18 protein-coding genes are annotated in these 21,674 nt (G+C 51.4%); 14 read left to right on the top strand and 4 right to left on the bottom strand.

The window, feature by feature from the left end; translation table 11 throughout:
- Nucleotides 1-14: 14 nt before the first annotated feature.
- The 7 genes from CSR04_RS12085 (at nt 15) to CSR04_RS12055 (ending at nt 6,641) form a co-directional block, all read left to right on the top strand.
- The gene (locus CSR04_RS12085; protein ID WP_102796568.1) at nt 15-761 is read left to right on the top strand and encodes a sulfite exporter TauE/SafE family protein; all 747 of its coding nucleotides are present in this window, start codon (nt 15-17) and stop codon (nt 759-761) included.
- Nucleotides 758-1,147 (top strand): rhodanese-like domain-containing protein, encoded by a 390-nt coding sequence (locus tag CSR04_RS12080; protein ID WP_245921582.1) that lies wholly within the window; start codon nt 758-760, stop codon nt 1,145-1,147. The genes CSR04_RS12085 and CSR04_RS12080 overlap by 4 nt, the downstream gene beginning before the upstream one ends.
- Before the next feature lie 295 nt (nt 1,148-1,442).
- Nucleotides 1,443-3,968 carry an efflux RND transporter permease subunit gene (locus CSR04_RS12075; protein ID WP_102796567.1) on the top strand — a complete coding sequence of 842 codons (2,526 nt, stop codon included), beginning with the start codon at nt 1,443-1,445 and terminating at the stop codon, nt 3,966-3,968.
- 15 nt (nt 3,969-3,983) lie between these two features.
- The gene (locus CSR04_RS12070) at nt 3,984-4,766 is read left to right on the top strand and encodes an outer membrane lipoprotein-sorting protein (RefSeq protein ID WP_102796566.1); all 783 of its coding nucleotides are present in this window, start codon (nt 3,984-3,986) and stop codon (nt 4,764-4,766) included.
- Nucleotides 4,767-4,768: 2 nt separating this feature from the next.
- Nucleotides 4,769-6,028, top strand: a complete 1,260-nt coding sequence (locus tag CSR04_RS12065) for a hypothetical protein (protein WP_245921579.1) — start codon at nt 4,769-4,771, stop codon at nt 6,026-6,028.
- A gap of 42 nt (nt 6,029-6,070) precedes the next feature.
- Complete coding sequence (locus tag CSR04_RS12060; RefSeq protein ID WP_102796564.1) at nt 6,071-6,289, top strand: YgaP family membrane protein; 219 nt, start codon at nt 6,071-6,073, stop codon at nt 6,287-6,289.
- A gap of 52 nt (nt 6,290-6,341) precedes the next feature.
- A complete protein-coding gene (locus CSR04_RS12055) occupies nt 6,342-6,641 on the top strand; it encodes an ArsR/SmtB family transcription factor (protein WP_172449343.1) in 300 nt (99 codons plus the stop codon).
- A 10-nt stretch (nt 6,642-6,651) separates the two neighbouring features.
- Here the strand turns inward: CSR04_RS12055 and CSR04_RS12050 are convergent, their stop codons facing one another.
- Nucleotides 6,652-7,959, bottom strand: coding sequence for a sigma-54 interaction domain-containing protein (locus tag CSR04_RS12050; RefSeq protein ID WP_425427692.1), 1,308 nt, complete (start codon nt 7,957-7,959; stop codon nt 6,652-6,654).
- A gap of 196 nt (nt 7,960-8,155) precedes the next feature.
- Here CSR04_RS12050 and CSR04_RS12045 point away from each other — a divergent pair, with 196 nt between their 5' ends.
- The 6 genes from CSR04_RS12045 (at nt 8,156) to CSR04_RS12020 (ending at nt 15,576) form a co-directional block, all read left to right on the top strand.
- A complete protein-coding gene (locus CSR04_RS12045) occupies nt 8,156-9,433 on the top strand; it encodes an NAD(P)/FAD-dependent oxidoreductase (protein ID WP_102796809.1) in 1,278 nt (425 codons plus the stop codon).
- Between the two features lie 205 nt (nt 9,434-9,638).
- Entirely contained in the window at nt 9,639-11,210 is a 1,572-nt protein-coding gene (locus CSR04_RS12040; protein WP_102796562.1) for a cytochrome ubiquinol oxidase subunit I, read from the top strand.
- Complete coding sequence (gene cydB / locus CSR04_RS12035; RefSeq protein ID WP_102796561.1) at nt 11,207-12,343, top strand: cytochrome d ubiquinol oxidase subunit II; 1,137 nt, start codon at nt 11,207-11,209, stop codon at nt 12,341-12,343. Before CSR04_RS12040 ends, cydB begins: the two co-directional genes overlap by 4 nt.
- Before the next feature lie 11 nt (nt 12,344-12,354).
- On the top strand, nt 12,355-12,459 hold the full coding sequence (gene cydX, locus CSR04_RS12030; RefSeq protein WP_102796560.1) for a cytochrome bd-I oxidase subunit CydX: 105 nt from the start codon (nt 12,355-12,357) through the stop codon (nt 12,457-12,459).
- Nucleotides 12,452-14,050, top strand: a complete 1,599-nt coding sequence (locus CSR04_RS12025; RefSeq protein WP_102796559.1) for an ABC transporter ATP-binding protein/permease — start codon at nt 12,452-12,454, stop codon at nt 14,048-14,050. The genes cydX and CSR04_RS12025 overlap by 8 nt, the downstream gene beginning before the upstream one ends.
- Nucleotides 14,047-15,576, top strand: a complete 1,530-nt coding sequence (locus CSR04_RS12020) for an ATP-binding cassette domain-containing protein (RefSeq protein ID WP_172449342.1) — start codon at nt 14,047-14,049, stop codon at nt 15,574-15,576. The genes CSR04_RS12025 and CSR04_RS12020 overlap by 4 nt, the downstream gene beginning before the upstream one ends.
- Here CSR04_RS12020 and CSR04_RS12015 read toward each other — a convergent pair.
- Complete coding sequence (locus tag CSR04_RS12015; protein ID WP_102796557.1) at nt 15,573-15,989, bottom strand: acyl-CoA thioesterase; 417 nt, start codon at nt 15,987-15,989, stop codon at nt 15,573-15,575. The genes CSR04_RS12020 and CSR04_RS12015 overlap by 4 nt on opposite strands.
- A 60-nt stretch (nt 15,990-16,049) precedes the next feature.
- Here CSR04_RS12015 and CSR04_RS12010 point away from each other — a divergent pair, with 60 nt between their 5' ends.
- Nucleotides 16,050-18,149, top strand: a complete 2,100-nt coding sequence (locus CSR04_RS12010; RefSeq protein ID WP_102796556.1) for a tRNA(Met) cytidine acetyltransferase TmcA — start codon at nt 16,050-16,052, stop codon at nt 18,147-18,149.
- Here CSR04_RS12010 and CSR04_RS12005 read toward each other — a convergent pair.
- Both CSR04_RS12005 and CSR04_RS12000 read right to left on the bottom strand, forming a co-directional pair.
- The gene (locus tag CSR04_RS12005) at nt 18,121-20,121 is read right to left on the bottom strand and encodes a winged helix-turn-helix domain-containing protein (RefSeq protein WP_146027167.1); all 2,001 of its coding nucleotides are present in this window, start codon (nt 20,119-20,121) and stop codon (nt 18,121-18,123) included. The two genes, CSR04_RS12010 and CSR04_RS12005, sit on opposite strands and share 29 nt — an antisense overlap.
- A gap of 193 nt (nt 20,122-20,314) precedes the next feature.
- Nucleotides 20,315-21,403 carry an acyltransferase family protein gene (locus CSR04_RS12000; RefSeq protein WP_102796554.1) on the bottom strand — a complete coding sequence of 363 codons (1,089 nt, stop codon included), beginning with the start codon at nt 21,401-21,403 and terminating at the stop codon, nt 20,315-20,317.
- Nucleotides 21,404-21,674: the final 271 nt, after the last annotated feature.

The following is a 21,674-nucleotide window of genomic DNA, read 5'->3' as shown; positions in this document are numbered from 1 at the left end:
AAAGAGAGATAACGATGCAGTTAGCCCTTCTTGCCGCCGCAGGAATTGGTCTGAGTCTGGGAATATTAGGTTCCGGGGGGTCTGTGCTAGCGTTACCTCTGCTTGTCTATCTTGCCGGTCAGGATGTTAAGCAGGCCATTGCCGGATCATTGTTTATCGTAGCGATGATTAGTCTCGCCACCTTGCTATTCAGCCCTGCCAAGCAGCAGATAAACTGGCGTATGGCTTGGCAATTAGGTATCAGTGGCGCGCTGGGTGGGTATATTGGTGCCTACGCCGGACAATTCGCTCACCCACTGCTGCAGTTGCTGATCTTTGCCACTCTGATGCTGATTGCCGCCCAAGCTATGTGGCGGCATCAAGAAACAACCGCAAACCATTCCAGCACTTACGTTATCGTTATCGCAGGAACTCTCGCTGGTGCATTGACCAGCTTTACCGGTGCTGGCGGTGGATTTATGCTGGTACCTGTTTTAGTCAGGTTTGCAGGTCAGGACTTTTTCCACGCCAGAGCTACCAGTCTGCTATTGATATTCAGTAATGCGGTATTGGCGCTGCTTGCCAATCTGAAATTTCAGTCAAACGGGCAACTGGACTGGACGCTACTGTTGGCCATCAGCGCGCTAGGAATTATCGGCAGTCTGAGCGGCCGTTACTGGTCAGCAAGTTGGTCACAACAGCGTTTACGCCGTGGCTTTGCCCTGTTATTAGTCATTATTGCTTTGTTTATTGTCGGACACAGTCTATTGGAGGTCATATGATTAAATCCGCCCCACAGTTGGTCGCTGAAGCCAAGCAGCGTATCAAGGAAGTCCCTATCATTACCCTGGAACAACAACTGGCACACCCCATTATAGCGCTGGATGTACGTGAGCCAGACGAATACAGACAAGGCTTTATCCCCGGTGCACTGAATCTGCCACGGGGAATTTTAGAAACCAGCCTGACTAATCTGCCGCAGGCCAGAGGCGCCGAGGCCCCTTTAGAAGAATTGGCAGAGCAGGATATGTATTTGTATTGCCGCAGTGGCGCCCGTTCCGCACTGGCCGCAGAGTCTCTGATGCGCATGGGGTTTACCAGGGTCTACTCGGTGGAAGGCGGGTTTGAAGCCTGGAAAAAAGCCAATCTGCGTATTGAAATGCCATAAGGCGCTGCATATGTGATAAGCAGGTTCCTCCCGTCGCTAGGTATGTCGGACTCAAGTCCGACCCACAGAGGGTCGGAATTTATTCCGACATCCCGGCCTCACGCCTCACGCCTCACACCTCACACCTCACACCTCACACCTCACACCTCACACCTCACACCTCACACCTCACACCTCACACCTCACACATGCAACATTACTTTAGAGAAAAGCGAAATAAATAATGACAGAAACTTTCTCATCCGCTATATTTCGTATTATTCTAAATTAGATAAACCTGATATTAGAGCATCTGATGGTCAACACTGTTTTGAATATCGCTATCCATTATCGCAAGTGGGTGTATTGGGGCCTGCTGTTGCTGACCCTGATATTTGTCGCCCAATTGCCAAAGATTCAGATCGATACTGATCCTGAAAATATGCTCAATGCCACTAACCCTGAGCGCGTATTCCACAACCAGGCAAAAGCCACATTTGCCATGCACGACACCATAGTGGTTGGCGTGGTGAATCAGCAGAGTATCTACAATCCGCAAACATTGTCGGCGCTGGTTGATGTGACCGAGTATGCATCAAGCATAGAGGGGGTGGTGCAGGCCGATTTGATGTCTCTGGCCAATGTCGACAATATCAGTCAGGCGCAACCTGGCACCATCAGATTTGAATGGATGATGAAATCTGCCCCCAGCGACTTAGCAGGGGCACAGCGTATTCGCGAGCAGGCTGAGAGATTACCGCTGCTGCGTAATACGCTGGTATCCGGCGACGGCAAAGCAGCAGCACTGTACGTGCCTATCGTCGATAAAAACCAAAGCTACGCCATAGCCCGGGATCTGAAGGCCCATATTGCCAGTCTGGGCAGCCTGGATGAGTGGCATATAACGGGTTTGCCGGTAGCCGAAGACAGATTCGGCTACGAAATGTTTGTGCAGATGGGCATCTCAGCCCCCCTGGCAGGCTTGACCATTTTCCTGCTGCTTTGGGTATTTTTTCGCAATATTCCTTTTGTACTACCCGCCATGATTGTCGCCATGGCAACCGTGCTGATTACCATGGGAGCGCTCATCGGCATGGGATTTACCGTGCATATTATGTCATCCATGATCGCTATCTTCCTGATGCCCATCGCCGTGGTAGACTCAGTGCATATACTCTCTGAGTTCGCCGATCGACATAAACCTGGGCAACAGGCCAGCCACACTATTCGCCAGGTTATGGGGCACCTGTTCACTCCTATGTTATTTACTTCGGTAACGTCCACCGTTGGCTTTCTATCCCTGATGTTAACGCCGATTCCTCCTGTACAGATTTTTGGTGCGTTCGTGGGCAGCGGCATCATGCTGGCCTTTGTACTAACCGTTATTTTTGTTCCGGCTTATCTGTCCGGTCTGAATGACCATACGCTGTCCCGCCTGCTGGAAAAACTACCCAAAGAGCAGGATTCGAAACTGACTCCAGCGCTGCGTAAGCTTGGCAAACTGGCAGGCAGCCATGCCAAACTCTGGTTATTGGGATTTGCCGCCCTGTTTGCGTTGTCTGTGTATGGTATTAGCCTGATCAATATTAACGACAACCCGGTTCGCTGGTTTAAAGCGGATCATGAACTGCGCATTGCCGACAGCGTGCTGAACCAACACTTTGCCGGCACCTACGATGCCTTTTTGGTGTTAACGGATACGAACAATCTAAGCCACGAGGCAATTCAAGCCATTGCCGGTATCGCGGGTGAGAAACAAATGTCTGACGCCACCCGCACCTGGCTCAGGCAGCAAGCCGGTATTCTGGAACAAGACGATGATCTGTCTGCCTTGCTAATGGCCATTGATGACAAAAGTTTCGAACTCAGCAACGACACAGACATCGCATTGTTAGCCACTTTGCAGGCCGATGTGGAATCATTGTCCAGTCAATCAAAGCGCTTTTTATCGCCGTCGGTTCTGGACTACATAAGCCAGCTACAGGTCCACTTGCAAGGCAGCGGCCTGGTAGGCAAATCCAACAGTCTGGCCGATGTGGTTAAAACCGTGAACCGGGAATTGCGCTCTGGCACCGAGACTGACTTTGTTCTGCCCTCCTCTGCCAACGGTGTGGCGCAAACACTCCTGCAGTATCAGTCTTCGCACCGCCCTGGGGATCTATGGCACTTTGTCACACCGAATTACCGTCAAAGCCTGGTATGGCTGCAACTGACCAGTGGTGACAATCAGGATATGACGGCCGTTGTTGAATTGGTTGAACGCTATATACAAGATCATCCGCTGCCTGACGGATTGCAATTGAACTGGGCCGGCAAGGCATATCTGAACGTGGTCTGGCAACAGGAAATGGTGGCCGGCATGCTCGACAGTCTGCTTGGCGCCTTTGTGATTGTAATGGTGATGATGGTGTTACTGTTCCGCTCTCTGGCCTTCGGTATTCTGGCCATGTTGCCACTGACGCTTACCATCAGCCTGATATACGGCCTGATCGGCTGGTTGGGTAAGGATTACGATATGCCCATTGCTGTGCTGTCATCACTGACCTTGGGCCTGTCGGTGGACTTTGCCATTCATTTTATTGAGCGTTTACGGGCGACCTGGGCCGAACATAAGGACTGGCAGCAAACCCTGGCATTAATGTTTGAAGAGCCAGCGCGAGCTATCAGTCGTAATGCGATTGTTATCGCCATGGGCTTTACGCCACTGCTGTTTGCCCCATTGGTGCCTTATGTCACGGTCGGCGTATTCCTTGCCAGCATCATGGCAATTTCTGCCCTGGTGACATTGGTGATGCTCCCTTCACTGGCCACGCTGGTCCGTTCCTGGCTGTTTAAATCCTGACGAGGAGAATTGACAATGAAAAAGCTTCTATTGCTGACCACCCTGCTGCTGAACACTAGCATACAGGCACAGGAAGCCCGCGACATAGTCAGGCAAGCAGAGCTGGCTGCCTATTACGCCGGCGATGATGGGCGCAGTGCAGCACGCATGATCATTACCGATAATCAGGGCCGTAAGCAAATGCGTCAGTTCACCATTTTACGCCGCGACCAGGCAGATGGCGGCTCGCAAGATATGATGGTGTTCTTTTCCCAGCCTGCCGATGTGCGCGACACCGTATTCAGGGTCGTCAAACATACTGACAGTGACGATGATCGCTGGCTGTATCTGCCGGGATTAGATCTGGTTAAGCGGATATCGGCCGGTGACAAACGCACCTCATTTGTCGGTTCACATTTCTTTTATGAAGATGTTTCAGGCCGCAATACCGAGCTGGACGATTTTACCCTGCAGGAACAAACCCCCGACCATTATGTGCTGGAAGGCAAACCTAAAGACCCTGCGTCAGTGGAATTCAGCCGCTATCTGGTCAAAATCAACAAGACCAGCATGCTGCCGGTGGAGATCCGTTTTTTCGACAACCAGGCGCGCGAATATAGAAAAGTGGAGGCCCTGAAAGTTGAAGACATCGATGGGCACCCGACCGTAACCCATTCCAGGGTGCAGGATTTGCTCAGCGGCGGTCAGACCGAAATGCAGTTTCGTTTTATTAAGTATGACCTCGGCCTGCCCGAGGATATTTTCTCAGAGCGCAGCTTGCGCACACCGCCGCGTGACTGGCTAAACCTAAAGGATTAATGATGAAGGTCATTTCGCTGCTTGCTATGTTGTGCAGCTTAAGCCTGTCAGCACAGGAGCAAAGCGCACAAGACGACTGGGATTTGGACTGGCAGGAACCAGGCGCGTCCTTGCCGCTTCAGGGCTTTGCCGAACTGGCACTGGGTAGTCGGCTGACTTCCAGCCATTGGAATCCGCGGGTGAGCCTGGCCGATGCCAGGCTCAGACTGGAAAAAACCGGCCAATGGCAGCAAGTTTCTGTAACCGCTAAGGCAGACGGCTGGTATGACGGCGTACAACAACAATGGCGCGGTCAGTTTCGCGAGTTGTCGGCAGGTTTTAGCTTAGGCCAGCATCTGGATGTCAAAGCGGGACGGCAGATTCTTACCTGGGGAACCGGTGACTATCTGTTTCTAAACGATCTGTTTCCTAAAGACTGGCAGTCTTTCTTTGCCGGACGCCATGATGAATACCTCAAAGCCCCCTCGGATGCGGTAAAGGTATCGGGCTATTTTGACTTGGTTAATGTTGACCTGGTGTGGACCCCAAAGTTTGACCCGGACAACTATATCAACGGCGACTACTTTTCGTTCTTTAACCCCTGGGCAGGCGGCATCATCGCCCCTGGCTTCAATGCCTTAACTCCCCGCTCTGACGAATGGGCCTTACGGCTGTTTAAAAACTTAGACGGTCGTGAGATGGCTTTCTATGCCTATGATGGCTATAGCAAAAGTCCGGAGAGCCTGAGCCCAGAAGGACTTCCCACTTTCAGTCGCCTGCGGGTACTAGGGGCATCCATTCGCCAAACTCTTGGGGCGGGTTTATTCAACGCAGAGTTGGCCTACCATGACAGCCGCCAGGACCAGGATGGCACCAACCCTGCGGTGCCAAACAGCCAGTGGCGCGTGTTACTGGGCTATGAGCAGGAGTTGGTCACTCGCTTAACCGGCGGCTTTCAGTTTTATCTGGAGCACACTTTGGACCACGGTGCCTTACTCGCCCATTCACCTTTTCCACAATGGGAAAAAGAGCAGAATCGCGTGGTATTAACCAACCGGCTGACCTGGCGTAATGTGACCGATGATCTGACCTTGTCCTTATTTACCTTTTATTCCCCCACCGATCAGGATGGTTACATCAGACCGAGCCTGAGCCATCGTCTGGACGACCATTGGGCATGGAGCCTGGGGTTAAATCTGTTCTTTGCCGACCAGCAACATAGCTTTTTTGGTCAGTTCAAAGACAACAACAACGCCTGGTTGAGAGTCAGGTACAGCTTTTAAATTAACGCCACCACAGTGGTTAGCATAAAACAGGAGAATTTGATGAGTGCCGAACGAGCCCTGACTGCCTTTGCCGGCTTTATGGTGTTATTATCCGTGGCCCTGACGGTATGGGTGCACCCGTATTTTGTCTGGTTTACCGTTTTTATCGGAGCCAACTTATTTCAGCAGTCCTTTACCGGTTTTTGTCCGGCGACCATAGTACTGCGAAAAATATTTGGCTTTAAAACTGAAGCTGAATTGGCCAGGGCGGGCAAATAAGGGTAGCTCCTCTGATAGATAACCGTCACTGCAATTGTAGTAAGGCTTGACCATGACCAACATTCAACTGCATCAAGATGAAGCTGCCAGAGCGGCCGCTTTTCTGCGCTCTCTGGGAAATGAACACAGGCTACAAATTCTCTGCCGCCTGGCTGAAGGCGAATTAAATGTCGGGGAATTGCATAAAACCTTCGCCCTCAGTGCTTCGGCATTTTCACAACATCTGGCGGTACTGCGGGAGCAGGGGTTAGTGCAGTGTCGCAAAGAAGCACAGAGCATTTACTACCGCATCCAGGATCCGGACACATTGCGCTTTATGCAGTTGCTAAAAGATAAGTTCTGCCCTGAATAATCGGCCCTGCCTATTGAGGTTGGCTGCGAAAGCGCAGACCAAATTTATGCAATTTGCGATATAACGTGCGGTCGCTTACCCCAAGTGCTGAAGCCAATTGTTCAAAAGTACCGGAAAATGCCTCGCATTGTTGGGCCAGATAGTGCTTTTCCAATTCCTCCAAACTGCAAATACTGTTGCCGGGTTCAGCTTGCTCACTGCCACGCGGCTGCAGCATCTGAGGTAAATCTTCCACTTGGATCGGGTTGTCATTGGCTATCAAACTTGCCTGCTCAACAATACTTTTCAGTTCTCGAATATTACCTGGGTAGTCGTAAAGGCAAAGCTGCTGCATAGCCGCATCAGAGAACTGCTTGTGTTCAGCCGCTCCATGCAAAAATTGCTCAACCAGCAGAGGAATATCACGCTGACGTTCACGTAACGCCGGTAACTGAACCGGGAACCCGGCAATACGGTAGTATAAATCCTGTCGAAACTCCCCCGCATCCACCATGGCCAGCAGATTTTTATGTGACGCACAGACCAGGCGAAAGTCGCTGCGCTTTGGCTGCAGCCCGCCTACAGAGCGGAAACTGCGGGTTTCCAACAGACGCAACAGCTTAACCTGCATGTTTAATGGCACATCACCAATTTCATCAAAAAACAGCGTGCCGCCATTGGCCAGTTCCACCAGCCCCTTCTTGGCGTGACTGGCACCGGTGAAGGCACCTTTTTCATGACCAAACAACTCACTTTCAAACAATGCTTCGCTAAGCCCGGTACATTCAATAATCACAAAGGGTTTGCCATGGCGTTGACTGGCATCATGCACTGCCCGCGCAGCCAACTCCTTACCCGTGCCGGTTTCTCCCTGCAATAAAACACTAATATCAGCCGACGCGGCCCGGTTAAGCAGATTCAGCATTCTGTTAAATGGCGCAGATACGCCAACCATCTTATTCACACTGGCCCCTGCCGCAGCAAATTCCACCTTATTTAAAATTTCCAGGTATCCAAGGGTTATGCCATCGTCATCTCGAACTGGTCGCATCAGGATATCGCAGTGTTGCAACCCAGCCTGGGTGTGATGCACATGTACAACACTGCTACTGCGCCCATGCTGCTGGCAATATAACAACGGGCACTGCTCGCCGTGCCGGTCACAAGGCTCCGTTGCATGGTGAGAAATCTCGTGACAACGACTCAAACCCAGCTTAACGGGTTGCTGGTAGGTATCCAGATAGGCCTGGTTGACCGCTTGGATAGAATAATCGGGCCGGATAAAGATGGCAGGCTTGTCCAGCGCATCGATCATAGATTGGATAATAGACAGATTCATATTTGCCATATTTGTCAGTCACCACAGGAAAATACTGACATAAATGACAGTTTCAGCACAGTGAAATTTTCACTTTTACAGAGTACAAGGCCAGTTTCGCGGCATCTCAGCCCTGAAACGAAGATTCACCACTTTTGGCACCTTTCTCGCTAACATTTTTTTTACATCAAGCAATGCAAACGCAATGAGGCTGAATATGGCAAGAATAGTCGTGTTAGGGGCTGGCACCGGTGGTATGCCAGCCGCTTATGAAATCAAACAGATGCTGGGCGCAGATCATAAGGTAGTGATGGTTAACGAGTACCCTGACTTTCGTTTTGTTCCTTCTAATCCCTGGGTGGCGGTAGGTTGGCGAGAGCCCAAAGCGATTAAGTTTCCTATCGCGCCATATCTGGCTAAAAAACATATCGATTTTGTCTGTGCCAAGATTGAAAAAATAGACGTACAGCGTCAGTGCCTATTGGGTAAAGGGGGTGAACAGATTGACTACGATTATCTGGTCATTGCCACCGGCCCAAAACTGGCGTTTGAGAACATTCCGGGGGCGGGACCGGCGCATTTCACCCAATCCATTTGTACACTGGACCATGCGATTCGCTGCCATCAGGATGTTGAGACACTGATCGCCAACCCCGGCCCGGTAGTGGTGGGGGCATTTCAGGGCGCCAGTTGTTTCGGCCCCGCCTATGAGTATGCATTTATTCTGGATAAAGCTTTACGCGATGCGAAAGTCAGGCATAAGGTCCCCATGGTGTTTGTTACCTGCGAGCCTTATATCGGCCACCTGGGTTTAGGCGGCGTTGGCGATTCGAAATCCTTGCTGGAGTCTGAGCTGCGTCAGCGCGACATTAAGTGGATATGTAATGCCAGGGTCGACCTGATTGACGAAAGCAATATGCATATCAGCGAGCTTGATCGTAAAGGACAGTTGGAGTTGTCTCACAACCTGGCCTTCAAGCATGCCATGCTGATCCCACCGTTTGCCGGGGTTCAAGCCGTGGCTGATGTGGAAGGTTTGTGTAACCCTAAAGGTTTTGTCATAACAGACGAGTATCAACGCAGTCCGACATACCCAAACATATTTTCAGGCGGTGTTTGTGTTGCCATTCCACCAGTAGACACGACGCCAGTCCCCACCGGCACCCCCAAAACCGGCTACATGATAGAAACCATGATGACAGCCATCGCCCACAACCTGAAAGCCATCATTGTGGACAATCAGCCTCCACACAGTAAAGGCACCTGGCATGCTATCTGTCTCGCTGATATGGGCGATACCGGCGCCGCCTTCGTGGCAATGCCACAGATCCCACCTCGCAATGTCACCTGGTTTAAAAAGGGCAAATGGGTGCATCTGGCTAAGATCGCTTTTGAAAAATACTTTATGCGTAAGATGAAAACCGGCAACAGCGAACCGGTATACGAAAAATATGTGCTCAAAGCTCTTGGCATAGCACGTTTAGACGAGGACTGACAAAATTGTCAGTCTTTCACGCCCCCAACTCAGCAGGCCTGCCATGCGGGTGACCTGTCGGCCCTTCCCAGTAGCGGCCTCTCCCCCCAAAGGAATACCACCTTGGTGATATGGATCAAAACTTGCTGAGCAGTTCAGTGACAGAGTAATCCACGAACCTGTTATTCAACACCTTCACAAGGAGTCCTGCTATGAGGGCCTGGTTATGAACGAGACACTGATAGAGCTGTCACGCTGGCAGTTCGCCCTGACCGCTATGTTCCACTTTATTTTCGTGCCACTGACACTGGGCCTGAGCTTCCTGCTGGCCATTATGGAGTCGGTATATGTGATGACAGGCAAGGAGATATACAAACAGATGACCAAATTCTGGGGCAAGCTGTTTGGTATTAACTTTGCCCTTGGCGTGGCCACCGGACTGACCATGGAGTTCCAGTTTGGCATGAACTGGGCCTATTACTCACACTATGTGGGCGACATTTTTGGTGCCCCCCTGGCAATAGAAGGCCTGATGGCGTTCTTTCTGGAGTCCACCTTTGTCGGCCTATTTTTCTTTGGCTGGGACAAAATGTCGAAAGTTAAGCACCTGACCACCACATGGTTGGTGGCATTAGGTTCAAACTTTTCGGCCTTATGGATTTTGATAGCCAACGGCTGGATGCAGTATCCGGTTGGTGCTGAATTCAATTTTGAATCAATGCGTATGGAAATGACCAGCTTTGCCGAGGTGATGTTCAATCCGGTAGCACAGGTAAAATTCGTGCATACCGTGTCAGCCGGCTATGTAACAGGTGCCATGTTCATCCTGGCGATTTCCAGCTACTACCTGTTAAAAGGCCGGGAGGTTGCCTTCGCCCGTCGCTCCTTTGCCATTGCCGCCAGCTTCGGTCTGGCTTCGGTGTTGTCGGTCATTGTACTGGGTGATGAAAGTGGTTATGAACTGGGAGATGTCCAGAAAGTCAAACTGGCGGCGGTGGAAGCAGAGTATGAAACCCAGCCCGCTCCCGCCGCATTTACCCTGTTTGGTATCCCCAATGATGAGCTGGAGAAAACCGAGTATGCGGTAAAAATCCCCTGGCTGATGGGACTGATTGCCACCCGCTCGCTGGACGAGGAAGTGATGGGTATCCGCGAACTTAAGGAAGATCACAGACAAAAAATCATCGCTGGCAGTAAAGCTTACGGCGTGCTGGACAGCGTCAGAACAGGACGAGCCAGCGAGGCAGAACTGGCGCTATTTGAACAAAACAAGGCCAATCTGGGTTATGCCATGTTGCTTGAACCTTTTACCCCTGATGTGGCCAATCCCAGTGAAGACGCCATTCAGCGGGCGGTAGACTACAGTATTCCGCCAGTGGCACCGTTATTCTGGAGTTTCCGTTTAATGGTGGTGTGCGGATTCTTAATGCTGGCCTTATTTGCGGCAGCGTTCTGGTACAGCACCAAGCATCAGATCACTAAGCCCCGCTGGTTGCTTAAGGCCTCGCTCTTTAGCCTGCCTTTACCCTGGATCGCCTGTGAAGCAGGATGGTTTGTTGCCGAGTTTGGGCGCCAGCCCTGGTCTATTGCTGAGGTCCTGCCGGTCCATGCATCGGTGTCCAACTTATCCGTCAGTGACGTGATCATCACCCTTGTGGCCTACACCAGCTTTTATCTGGTGATGTTTATTATCGGCTTTTATCTGATGCAGAAATTCGCCAAAAAAGGTCCTTCTGCCCTGGCTGAGCAAGCCGAGCGGGACAATCTGCACCTGGGTATAAAAGGAGCACAACTATGATCGACTATGAAATATTGCGCGTTATCTGGTGGGGACTGGTCGGCGTCCTGCTGATTGGCTTCGCCATCACCGACGGCTTTGATCTGGGAGTGGGCGCCTTGTTAACACTGGTTGGCAAAACCGATCAGGACAGACGGGTGATGATCAATACCATCGGCCCCCATTGGGATGGCAATCAGGTATGGTTTATTACCGCCGGTGGTGCCATCTTTGCCGCCTGGCCGATGATTTACGCTACCGCCTTCTCTGGTTTCTACCTGGCCCTGGCGTTAACACTAATCGCTTTGTGGATGCGCCCCATCGGCTTCGACTATCGCAGCAAATTGCCCAATGCCACCTGGCGTAAAGCCTGGGACTGGGCATTATTTGCCGGTGGCTTGGTACCTGCACTGATCTTCGGTGTGGCCTTCGGCAACCTGCTGTTGGGCGTGCCCTTTGAGTTGGACAACAACCTGCGTTCAACTTACACCGGTAGCTTCTTTGGTTTACTCAGCCCCTTTGCCATACTTTGTGGTCTGGTGTCGGTTGCCATGCTACTCAACCACGGGGCCACCTGGTTGCAGTTGAAAACCACTGATCAGTTACTGCAACGGGCTCGCGCGGTCTCGGTGATGTTGTCAGTGCTGGCGGTTGTGCTGTTTATACTGGCCGGTATTTGGGTCGCACTGGGCGTTGATGGTTTTGTCGTAACATCGGTCATTGATGCCTATGCCACCTCCAATCCCCTGACGAAGACAGTGGAACAACAAAGTGGTGCGTGGCTGAGTAATTACAGTGTCTATCCATGGATGATGGTCGCCCCTGCTTTGGGTATTGCGGCGGGCCTGGCCTGCGCCTGGTTTTCACTGAAAAAGCGGGCAGGCTGGGCTTTTGTCAGCAGTGCCCTGAGCATGACTGGCATCATCCTGACTGCAGGCTTCTCCATGTTTCCGTTTTTGATGCCAAGCTCCAGTATGCCTAATGCCAGTTTAACCATGTGGGACGCCACATCCAGCCTGCTAACCCTGAAAATTATGTTTGCGGTTGCCTGTATCTTTGTCCCCATCGTCCTGGCATATACCGCCTATGGTTTTTGGGTGATGCGTGGACGCATCAAACAATCTGAACTTAATCAAAGTCACGCCATTTACTAGGAGGACTGACTATGTGGTATTTCACCTGGATACTGGGCGTTTTACTCGCCTGTGCCTTTGGCATTATCAACGCCATGTGGCTGGAGTCTACCGAAGACATGGACAGAAATGACTAAAGACGCTGCCACACCGGCTCTGTCGACGTGGCTCAGTCAACAGGGCAGTACTAAACGCACTGCCCTGCATCTACTGACAGCCCTGGGCTTGGCCATATTCGCCTGCCAGCTCGGACTCTTCTGGTTTGTCAGTGTCGCCGCGGACGCACTGATTGTCAGCAAACAGCCGGTCAACTCAGCCACATTATCAGGCGTTATGCTGACGGCGGGCATGTGGCTTGGGTTTGATTATGCAAAACAACAACTGACTCAGCGCACTTACTTGCAACTCTGCCAGCATTTACAAAGCCGCTTGCACTGGCAGTTACAAAACGGACAACTGGCGCTGGTGCGCCGCCATCCCACCTTCTACTGGCAGCAACTCTGGTCACAACATATTCCCGCCACGGCGGAATTTCTGAGCCGCTATCAGGTGCAAAAACAATTGGCCGTACTGGCTCCCTTGCTTGCCATCATCTGTTTATGGCCAGCGAGTTGGTTGATAGCGGTATTAATGTTGTTCACCCTGCCTGTGGTACCGTTGTTTATGTATTTAGTCGGCAGTGGCGCAGCCAGTTTGCATCGCAGGCATTTTACCGCCCTGACACGGTTGGGCAGTTTGTTTGCTGACCGCCTGAAGGCGGCCGATCTGCTATTGATTCATCAGGCTCATAGCGGCCAGCAGCGCCTGCTTGAAGATGCCAGTGACGAATTAAATCGGCGCACCATGAAAGTGGTCAGTCTGGCCTTTCTATCCAGCAGCGTGCTGGATTTCTTTGCCACCCTGGCAGTGGCATTGGTAGCGGTATTTGTTGGCTTTAATTTACTGTCTGAGCTACAGATAGGCCCAGCGTTAAATCTGCAGCAGGGGCTGTTTATTCTGCTGGTTGCGCCTTTATGCTTTAGCGAATTAAAGGCCCTGGGGCGCCTCTATCATCAAAAGGCTGCGGCCGAGGCTGCGGCGATGGAGCTTCACCCCCTACTGGAAATGCCTTTGCCACCCACTACGCCAGGACAGTTCAGTGGTTTGGACTGGGTAGCACTGCAAGCCCGCCCGCCGGGGTTGCATGCCAGAAGATTGACCTTACAAGCCGGGGATTGGGTGCAACTGTCCGGTCCGTCAGGCAGTGGCAAAACATTGTTGTTGGAATGCTTGCTTGGCCAACGTCCTTGTAGTCATAGCATACAAAGTCAGGCGGTGTTACTCACTCAACAGGCCGTTATCACACCCCTTAGCCTGCGCGATAATTTGTGTCTTGGTCATCAGCACAATGACGACAGATTATGGCAAGTGCTGGCCCAGGTTGAGTTAAGTGACTGGGCAAAGAGCCTACCTCATTGCCTGGATAGCATAATGGGTGAGCACCCTGCTCTTTCCGGGGGACAGGCACAGCGTCTGGCACTGGCCCGAATACTGTTATCGGATACTCACCTGGTATTACTGGATGAGCCCACAGCTCACCTGACCAACGAACAGCACCAGCGACTCTGTCATCTGCTAAGGCTGCATCTGGCTGATCGCACTGTGGTATGGGCGTCACACAAACCGTTACCTGCACAATGGTTCAACCGCCATTGGCAGGCAGACAGACTGGAGATTACCTGTCTATGAAGCCCAATCTGCTGGCAACCTTGCTGGCCGCAATCCACGTCGCTGCCGGTCTGATTTTGTTGATTTTTTCCAGTTGGTTTATTGCCGCCTGCGCCATTGCCGCCCCAGGGTTCAACTATATGTTGCCTGCCGTGGTCATTCGCGCCCTTGCCCTGATTCGTATTGCATCGGGCTACGGACAAATGTGGCTGGGGCATAAACAATTGTTAGAGCGACTAGCCGCCACCAGACTGACCTTATTCAAACGCATGCACAACAGTCGGTTACCACAACAAGACGCCAATACTGAGGCACTGGTGCAGCATACCGAAGCGGTTGCCGCCTTATGGGTGGCCTGGATAAGCCAGCAAGCTGGCCTGGTCCTGACGCTACTGATTAGTCAACTGGCCCTGATGTGTTTAACACCAGTAGTGGCAGTGTATGGTTGGGGTTTATTGATGGGGATGCTGCTCAGCTTCGGCTGGGTTTGCCTCAAAGCTCTGAGTGACAGTGAACAACTGTTGCAACATAAGCAGCGCTTCAGACAGCAAACCAACGCCCAGCTCAGCAGTTGCTCGTTATGGCATATGCAATCCGAATTGCATCTGGCCGATGCATCCGCCATGTGGCAGGCACAGCAGCACATCCAAAACCGCGCTGATCATGCACTATGGCGATTGCATGGTGTAAGCCTGTTACTGCTGATAATAGTGCTTTATCAGGCCCCTGCAGCCCTGCTTGGACAAGCCAAACTGCTTATTCCGGTTATGCTGCTGTTAACCGCCAGAGACTGGTTGGCGGGCCCGCTGCGCTCGCAGCAAGCGCTGGCCGATTACCGTAACGGCAAAACACAACTAACCCATCTTGCCATCCAAAATGTCGCGCAACAAACACTGGATATGCCGCTTGAACAGATACAACTTAAGGCATTTCAGGTCAGCAACCGCTCGCTGCCGCCGATGAGTTTAAGCCTGCAAAGCGGTCAGTTACTGTTACTGCAGGGTGGCTCCGGCTCAGGCAAGACCAGCTTGCTACAGGCTCTGTTTGGCCTTATTCCTTATCAAGGGGAACGCCTGGTTAAGGGTCAGACTCTGGCACAGGGTGTGGTAACGGGCTGGTACCTCGCTCAGCAGCAACCGGTTTGTCTGGCCGGCAGTCTCAGGGACAACCTGCAGATCGCCTCGGCAGCGGCCTCTGACACTAAGCTGATTGAGGTATTACGGCAGGCCAACCTGTCACACCTTGAAAATGCCCTGGAAGAGTGGCTGGGTGAAACAGGGCGAAAATTAAGTGGCGGTGAACTGAAACGATTGAATCTGGCCAGAGCCTGGTTAAGCGAGGCGTCGCTCTGGTGCCTTGACGAACCTTTTGAAGGTCTGGACAGCCATCAGCAACAGCTGATGGCTGACAGCATTAACAGGGCTGCGGCCAATAGAATCATTGTCCTGGCCAGTCACCTGCGCCCCACCAATCTGCATGTTAGTCAGACGCTGGACATGGATAAACTCATTGAAGCGAACGCCAGGGCTGGGCGTAAGGTGAGCTAGTCCTGCATATTCAGGGTCTTGAGCTCTTGGCGGGTTTGCGACTCCAGTTCTTCCATAGTTTTACCATGGGGTACCGGCAAACGGGTTTCCGGATCTACCCGTACAAATACAATATCGTCAGCAAAGCAGATGGTTTTCTTGGTGGCCTTATTGCGTACCAGACAGGACACTGTAATAGAGGTACAGCCCACCTTTTTGGTGGCCAGACCAAATTCCACCACATCGCCCTGTAATGCCGGAGATTCAAAGCTGATTTCACCAATGTGTTTGGTGACCAGATGATTGCTTTCCAATTGGCAGATGGCATAAATGGCAGCTTCCTCATCTATCCATTCCAGGGCGCGTCCGCCAAACAAGGCGTTCGCATAGTTAAGGTCATTAGGCATCACCAGACGACGGGATAAAAAGCGCATTCGAATTCCTCTACAGCAATAGGATAAACTAGGCGCTAAGTATACCAGTTATCTGACAATATGGCCGACGTGCAACATGCTTTTCAATCCTGGCTGAATCAGCGTTACTCAGGTCAGTTTCATCGCCAGCTTCTGCTTATTCAGGGGCCCAAAGATTGGACCAGACAGCAAGCCGCCAGCCTGTTATCACATTCAGGGGCGGGTCAGGCCCTGTGGATTGGCGACGAGCCGGATCAGGTGTCTTGTCGTGACTACAGACGCCAACTGGGCAATGAATGGGATACAGTTGTTTATGACTTATTTGCAGGTGTCAGCGCCAGTGCGTTAGTGGCACTGTCCGGCACCGTACGCCGGGGAGGCTTAATGCTGCTGCTGTGTCCGGCGCAACAAGAACTTGTCCACTTTATTGACCCCAAAGCCGGACAGAAAAACTCCTTCGGCTGGCCTGTTGGCCCCAGCCAGTTCTGTCGTTGGCTACTCGATAGGGTCAGCCAATCCAGGCAGGTGGCAGTATTTACACCAGAGGCATTTCGCGGCTACCACTATCAGGCTGACGAACCATCAGCCATGCCGGGCCCCTGTGCCAGCCCCGAACAAGAGTTGGCGGTACAGGGCATTGTCAAAGTGGCGAAGGGGCACCGACATCGCCCGCTGGTTATTACCGCGGACCGGGGCCGAGGTAAGTCATCAGCATTGGGCATTGCCGCAGCTCAACTGATCCGTGACAATGCCAGGAATATTGTCATCACCGCCCCGCATCCGGATGCCGTTGCCCAGGCTTTTACACAAGCCGCAAAGCTTTTGCCAGAAGCAAACCAAAGCAAAGATCGACTGCAGACAGCACATGGGGAGCTGCGCTTTGTACCTGTTGATGTGCTGCTACGCGAAGCGCAGCCTGCCGACGTATTGCTTGTGGATGAAGCCGCAGCGATCCCGGCGCCCTTGCTGAAAAAACTGTTAGGACGTTATAGCCGGGTGGTATTTGCCTCCACTATTCACGGCTACGAAGGCAGTGGACGAGGCTTTGAGATACGCTTTAAACCTTATCTGCAAGCTCAGCGTCCCGGCTGGCAACAACTGCATTTATCCACGCCTTTGCGCTGGTCACCAGGAGACTGTCTGGAAGCTTTATGGTTTGACGCCTTACTCATGCGTGATGCGCCAGAGACATTAGCTTCACAACCGTTCACAGCACTCAAACTGCACTGGTATTCAGGCCCGCAGTTGGCGAGTCAACCCAGCTTATTGCATAAGGTATTTGACCTGCTGGTCAATGCCCATTATCAGACCAGTCCGGATGACCTGCAGCGTATACTGGACGCCCCGGATATACAGGTTGTTACCTTGCAGCAAGAGCAACACTTGCTTGCTGCGATGCTGGTACAAACAGAAGGCACGCAGCGCCTGGCGGACCTCGCTAACCCCATTAGCCTGGGGCAGCGGCGGGTGCAAGGTCATTTATTGGCGCAGAATCTCAGTGCTTATTTATGTGAACCGACGCTGGCCAGTCTCAGCTATCTTCGAATTGTGCGCATTGCGGTAAAAGACAGCCTGCGCCGTTTGGGGCTGGGCCGGCAAATGCTGAGGCAATTGACCACTGAAGCGACTCATCGCGGCTATGATGCCTTGGGTAGCAGTTTTGGCGCCTCGCCAGATTTATTGGCTTTCTGGCAACATAGTGAATTTATGCCCGTCAGACTCGGGCACAAGCAGGATGCTGCCAGCGGCGAACATAGCCTGCTGGTGTTAAAAGCGCTCAGCTCTAAGGCGCAGATCTGGCAGTGTGCACTGACAAGCTACTTTTATGACGAGTATCCTTATCTGTTAGCCACTTACTTTAAGCAGCTAGATGCCAGCCTGGCCCTGAGTTTATTAAAGGGGAATCGCCAGGACGTCACTCTTAGCGCCAGATATCAGAGACAATTACAGGCCTTTTCAGTTGGCACACAGCCACTTGATAATGTGCTTCAGGCGCTGCGCTGTTTGCTGATAAGCAGAGTGAAACTGCCAGCATGCATGGATACGCAATTGGCAATGCGATACCTGCTGCAAGGTTGGGATATTGGCTCAGTTTGTCAGGAAGCCGGGCTTAGTGGTAAAAAACAACTGGTGGCCCGGCTTAGGTCATGGGTTAAAGCTCGGTTGGACGCAACACCTTGATATCCCCTTCCACTCTCTCCCTGGCCGCCACCATTAGCTCCCCTTTGGCATCCACATCAAAATGCCAGATAAAGTGGCCCTGCTCTATCAGCACCGGCGCCAGAGTCTGATCCAGGGAAAATTGCCAGATTTGGATGCCTTTATCCCATTTTGACTGCCAGTAGACCTTGCCATCGACCAGCTTAAGATTCATCAGTTGATTGACGTGCTGAGGGTTGAGAGAAGTTAACGCCTCGCCAGGCATATCCAGTGAAGACGTGCTGCGCAGTACCTGCTTGTCAAAAATCAGCCAACGCTTGTCCTGCCAGTCATAATGCACCGCCAAGGCGTCTATGGCCCACTGCTGTAGAATAATTCCCTGGCGGTTGTACAAAATCAGTGTCTGGCCATCATATGCATAAAGCCGCTCATGGTCCAACCACCCCAGACTTAACAACGGGCCACTTAGCTCAGTGGTAAATTCGCCAATTTCTCCCTGTCGCCCATACAGCACGATTTGTTTGTCGCGATTGGACAGCAGAGCACTGAAATCGGGACTCCACTGCAGAAAATGTGCATAGGCATTACCATGATAGGCAGAAAGCCTGGTCAGCTTGTCTCCGGCTTGCAGATAGACTTCGCAAACTCCGCTGCGTCTGGACATAAAGGCCGTTTCACCCAATGGGTTAGTGGCTGGCAGATAATCCAGCGAGGATGAAGAAAACAGGGGCATATTCAACTTGTTGCGAATATTAACCTGCCAGGATTCGCTGGCCACAAACAACTGACCATGCTGGTCCGCCGATACAGAGGTGAAAACCCCCTGGGCAGTATTGGCGACCACCTGTGCCTTTTGTCCAGGCACTTGTTCAATGATAGCGCCCATTTGACTCGGATGATTAAGAATCAGGGTGCGACGCTTAGGGTTATAGGATATCAGCCATACATGGTAATCCCATGTCATCACCTTTTTACCGGCCAGAGACAGCAAGTAGCTGCCCTTGCCAGGGCTGTTAACCAGATAGAGAATTTCATCATCCCAGACTCGAACAGCGGCACGAATATTCTCGTCGGCGTGCAGGTGCAGCGGCAATAAAATCAGTTGGCCAGTGCTAATACGATAGAGGTAAGGCAGGTCTTGCTGGTTGCGTTTTAAGATCACCACCATTTCATCCAGATTTTTCCATACCGGGCGCTTGGCATAGGTACAGGGCAACGCACGACTGGTGTGGATCTGATTCAGCTTTTCATCGGCCAGATTCAGTAAGCACTCTCCGGCCTGATATTGCCAGTAAGCCAGCAGTGCCCGCTTAGGGTGCCACTGCGGCAGGCTGATACGACTTTCCACTTTCAGACTGCTAAGTAAATTACCGCTTTTATCACTGACCTGCAGTTGATTGATGTCTTTGACAAAGGCGAGTAAATTTTGTTCGGGGTGAGCACTGACTTCCGCTTCCAAACCAAGCGCATAACTTACGTCCGTTAATGCGTATTGCACCGGTTTGGGTCTGTCAAACTTACTCCCCAGGCTTGCAACAGCAGCAAAACACATGGCTCCGACACATCCCCAGCTTAGCCATCTTACCCATACAGGCCTTTTGCTTGGCGTCTTACTATCAGTATTAACCGACTCAGCAGGCAGAGCAGATACATCAGGCAGGAAACAATAACCGCGCTTTGGCACCGTTTTAATAAATTGAGGTTGGCGGGGCGAGTCTTCCAGTAAACGCCTGAGTTTGGTTAACAGTTGATAGAGGCTGTTATTGTCCACCACCGTATTAGGCCATAGCGCTCTTTCCAGCTCCTCGCGGCTAAGCAGATGGCCGTTGGACTGGCAGAATAGCAGCAATAAGCGACTGACCTGAGGCTCCAGCTTATGCTGCTGATTATGCGATTGATTGCATAACAGATCCTGCTCTGCAAAAAAGTGAAAATGTGCAAACTGCCACCCGCTGTACACCTGCTCGTCCATGCCGAGATGCTGCCTGTCCAAAGCCGTTGGCTCCTAGCGAAATCAATACAGACGAAAATACGTTTCCTTCAGACAAAGTCAACATCCGCCAGGCTCTGGGCAGCACAATTCAGACAAAAATCAGAGATTTTCAGCCTATTAAAATATGCTTCTACTCACACATTTGACGGCAGCGGCTCTATGGTGTCCTTCTTATCGCCCGCATGAATGGGAGTCATTGTGGCTCCAGTTCCCCTTTGCCCCGGCTTTCTCTGGCCTTTTTGTCCTGCAGCCAGGCCGTTAAGTGCTTCTTAAGCCAGGGAGCTAAGGGGCGTTCCACCAAGCGGTGAATAGCGTAAGCAACAGCCAGCATCAGTGATGCCGTTACAACCAGCATCAGGTACTTGTTTATATGCTGGCCATAAGCATTAAACAACATATAGCCTATGTTTTGATGAATCAGATACAGGGGATAAGTTAAGGCGCCCCAGGCAACAAACCGGGCATTTCTTAACGGATGTTGATTGGCCAAGGTGCTAAACAGCATCAAACCCAAAAACAACAGATTTAATCCAATAATAACAAACTCATTAAACGCCGTGCCATACCAGCCTTCCATCATGTTGGTAAATAGCCAGTTTTGACAGACAACAAAGACTAACGCCAGCACTAACATAGATGATTTCAGTAAATCCAAGCCATCTCTGCGAATAAGATAAAGCAGGCAACCTGTCGCGAAGTATCCCCACCAATGCGGAAATGCGTTAGTCCAGAGATCGAATGCTTGCCCCCAGCTAGTGAAAAGCGAGACCGTGCACACCAGCAACGACAGACCAATCAGGGGCAGAATAAAACGTAACCAGCCGAACCAGGCCAGAGCAAACATCACCAGATAAAACTGCATTTCTATCCACAATGTCCAGTAGGCAGATTCGATGGATTTTATCCCCATGGCAGCCTGGAACATAGTGGCATTGGCAGCAATTTCAGCGCTTGATGCCTGAAATTGGCTTTGATTAAAGTACAAGATACCGCTCCCGGTCAGGATGACCCCGACCCAGTAAGCCGGGTAAAGCCGGATAAAACGGGAAACAAAGAACTTGCCTGGTTCACCATCTTTGGCGCTCATCAGGATCACAAAGCCGCTAATAATGAAGAAGAAGTTGATACCCAGATAAAAGTAACGGCTGTATTCGCCTATGCCGTCAAAGCGAATATCGGGCGCATACCCGAGCATATAGCCCACAAAGGTATAGTGAAATATCAACACCATCACTGAAGCTATAAAACGATAGAGATCGATCTCATACAGTCGCTTATCCATGTACAACTCTCCCACCAGGATCAACAAGCTAGTTTTATGTATATGACATTACAGGATTTTTCTTTATGAACCAGCGCTATACATAGGCCTTCAGAAAAAATCAGATCTTTGAACTTAAGGCGTGACAGCAAGCAGAGTGGGTCGGAATTGATTCCGACAGGGATTAAAGCGGTCTGATGGTTGGGGTAAACGAGAGGCAATAAAAAAGGGCTATCCACTCGGATAGCCCTTCTTCATATTGGGAGCCTGGCGGTGTGCTACTCTCACATGG

The organism is Bowmanella denitrificans, assembly GCF_002887595.1.
Taxonomy (GTDB): domain Bacteria; phylum Pseudomonadota; class Gammaproteobacteria; order Enterobacterales; family Alteromonadaceae; genus Bowmanella; species Bowmanella denitrificans.
Note: the sequence above shows the minus strand (reverse complement) of the source record. Positions and strands in the feature narration are given on the sequence as shown.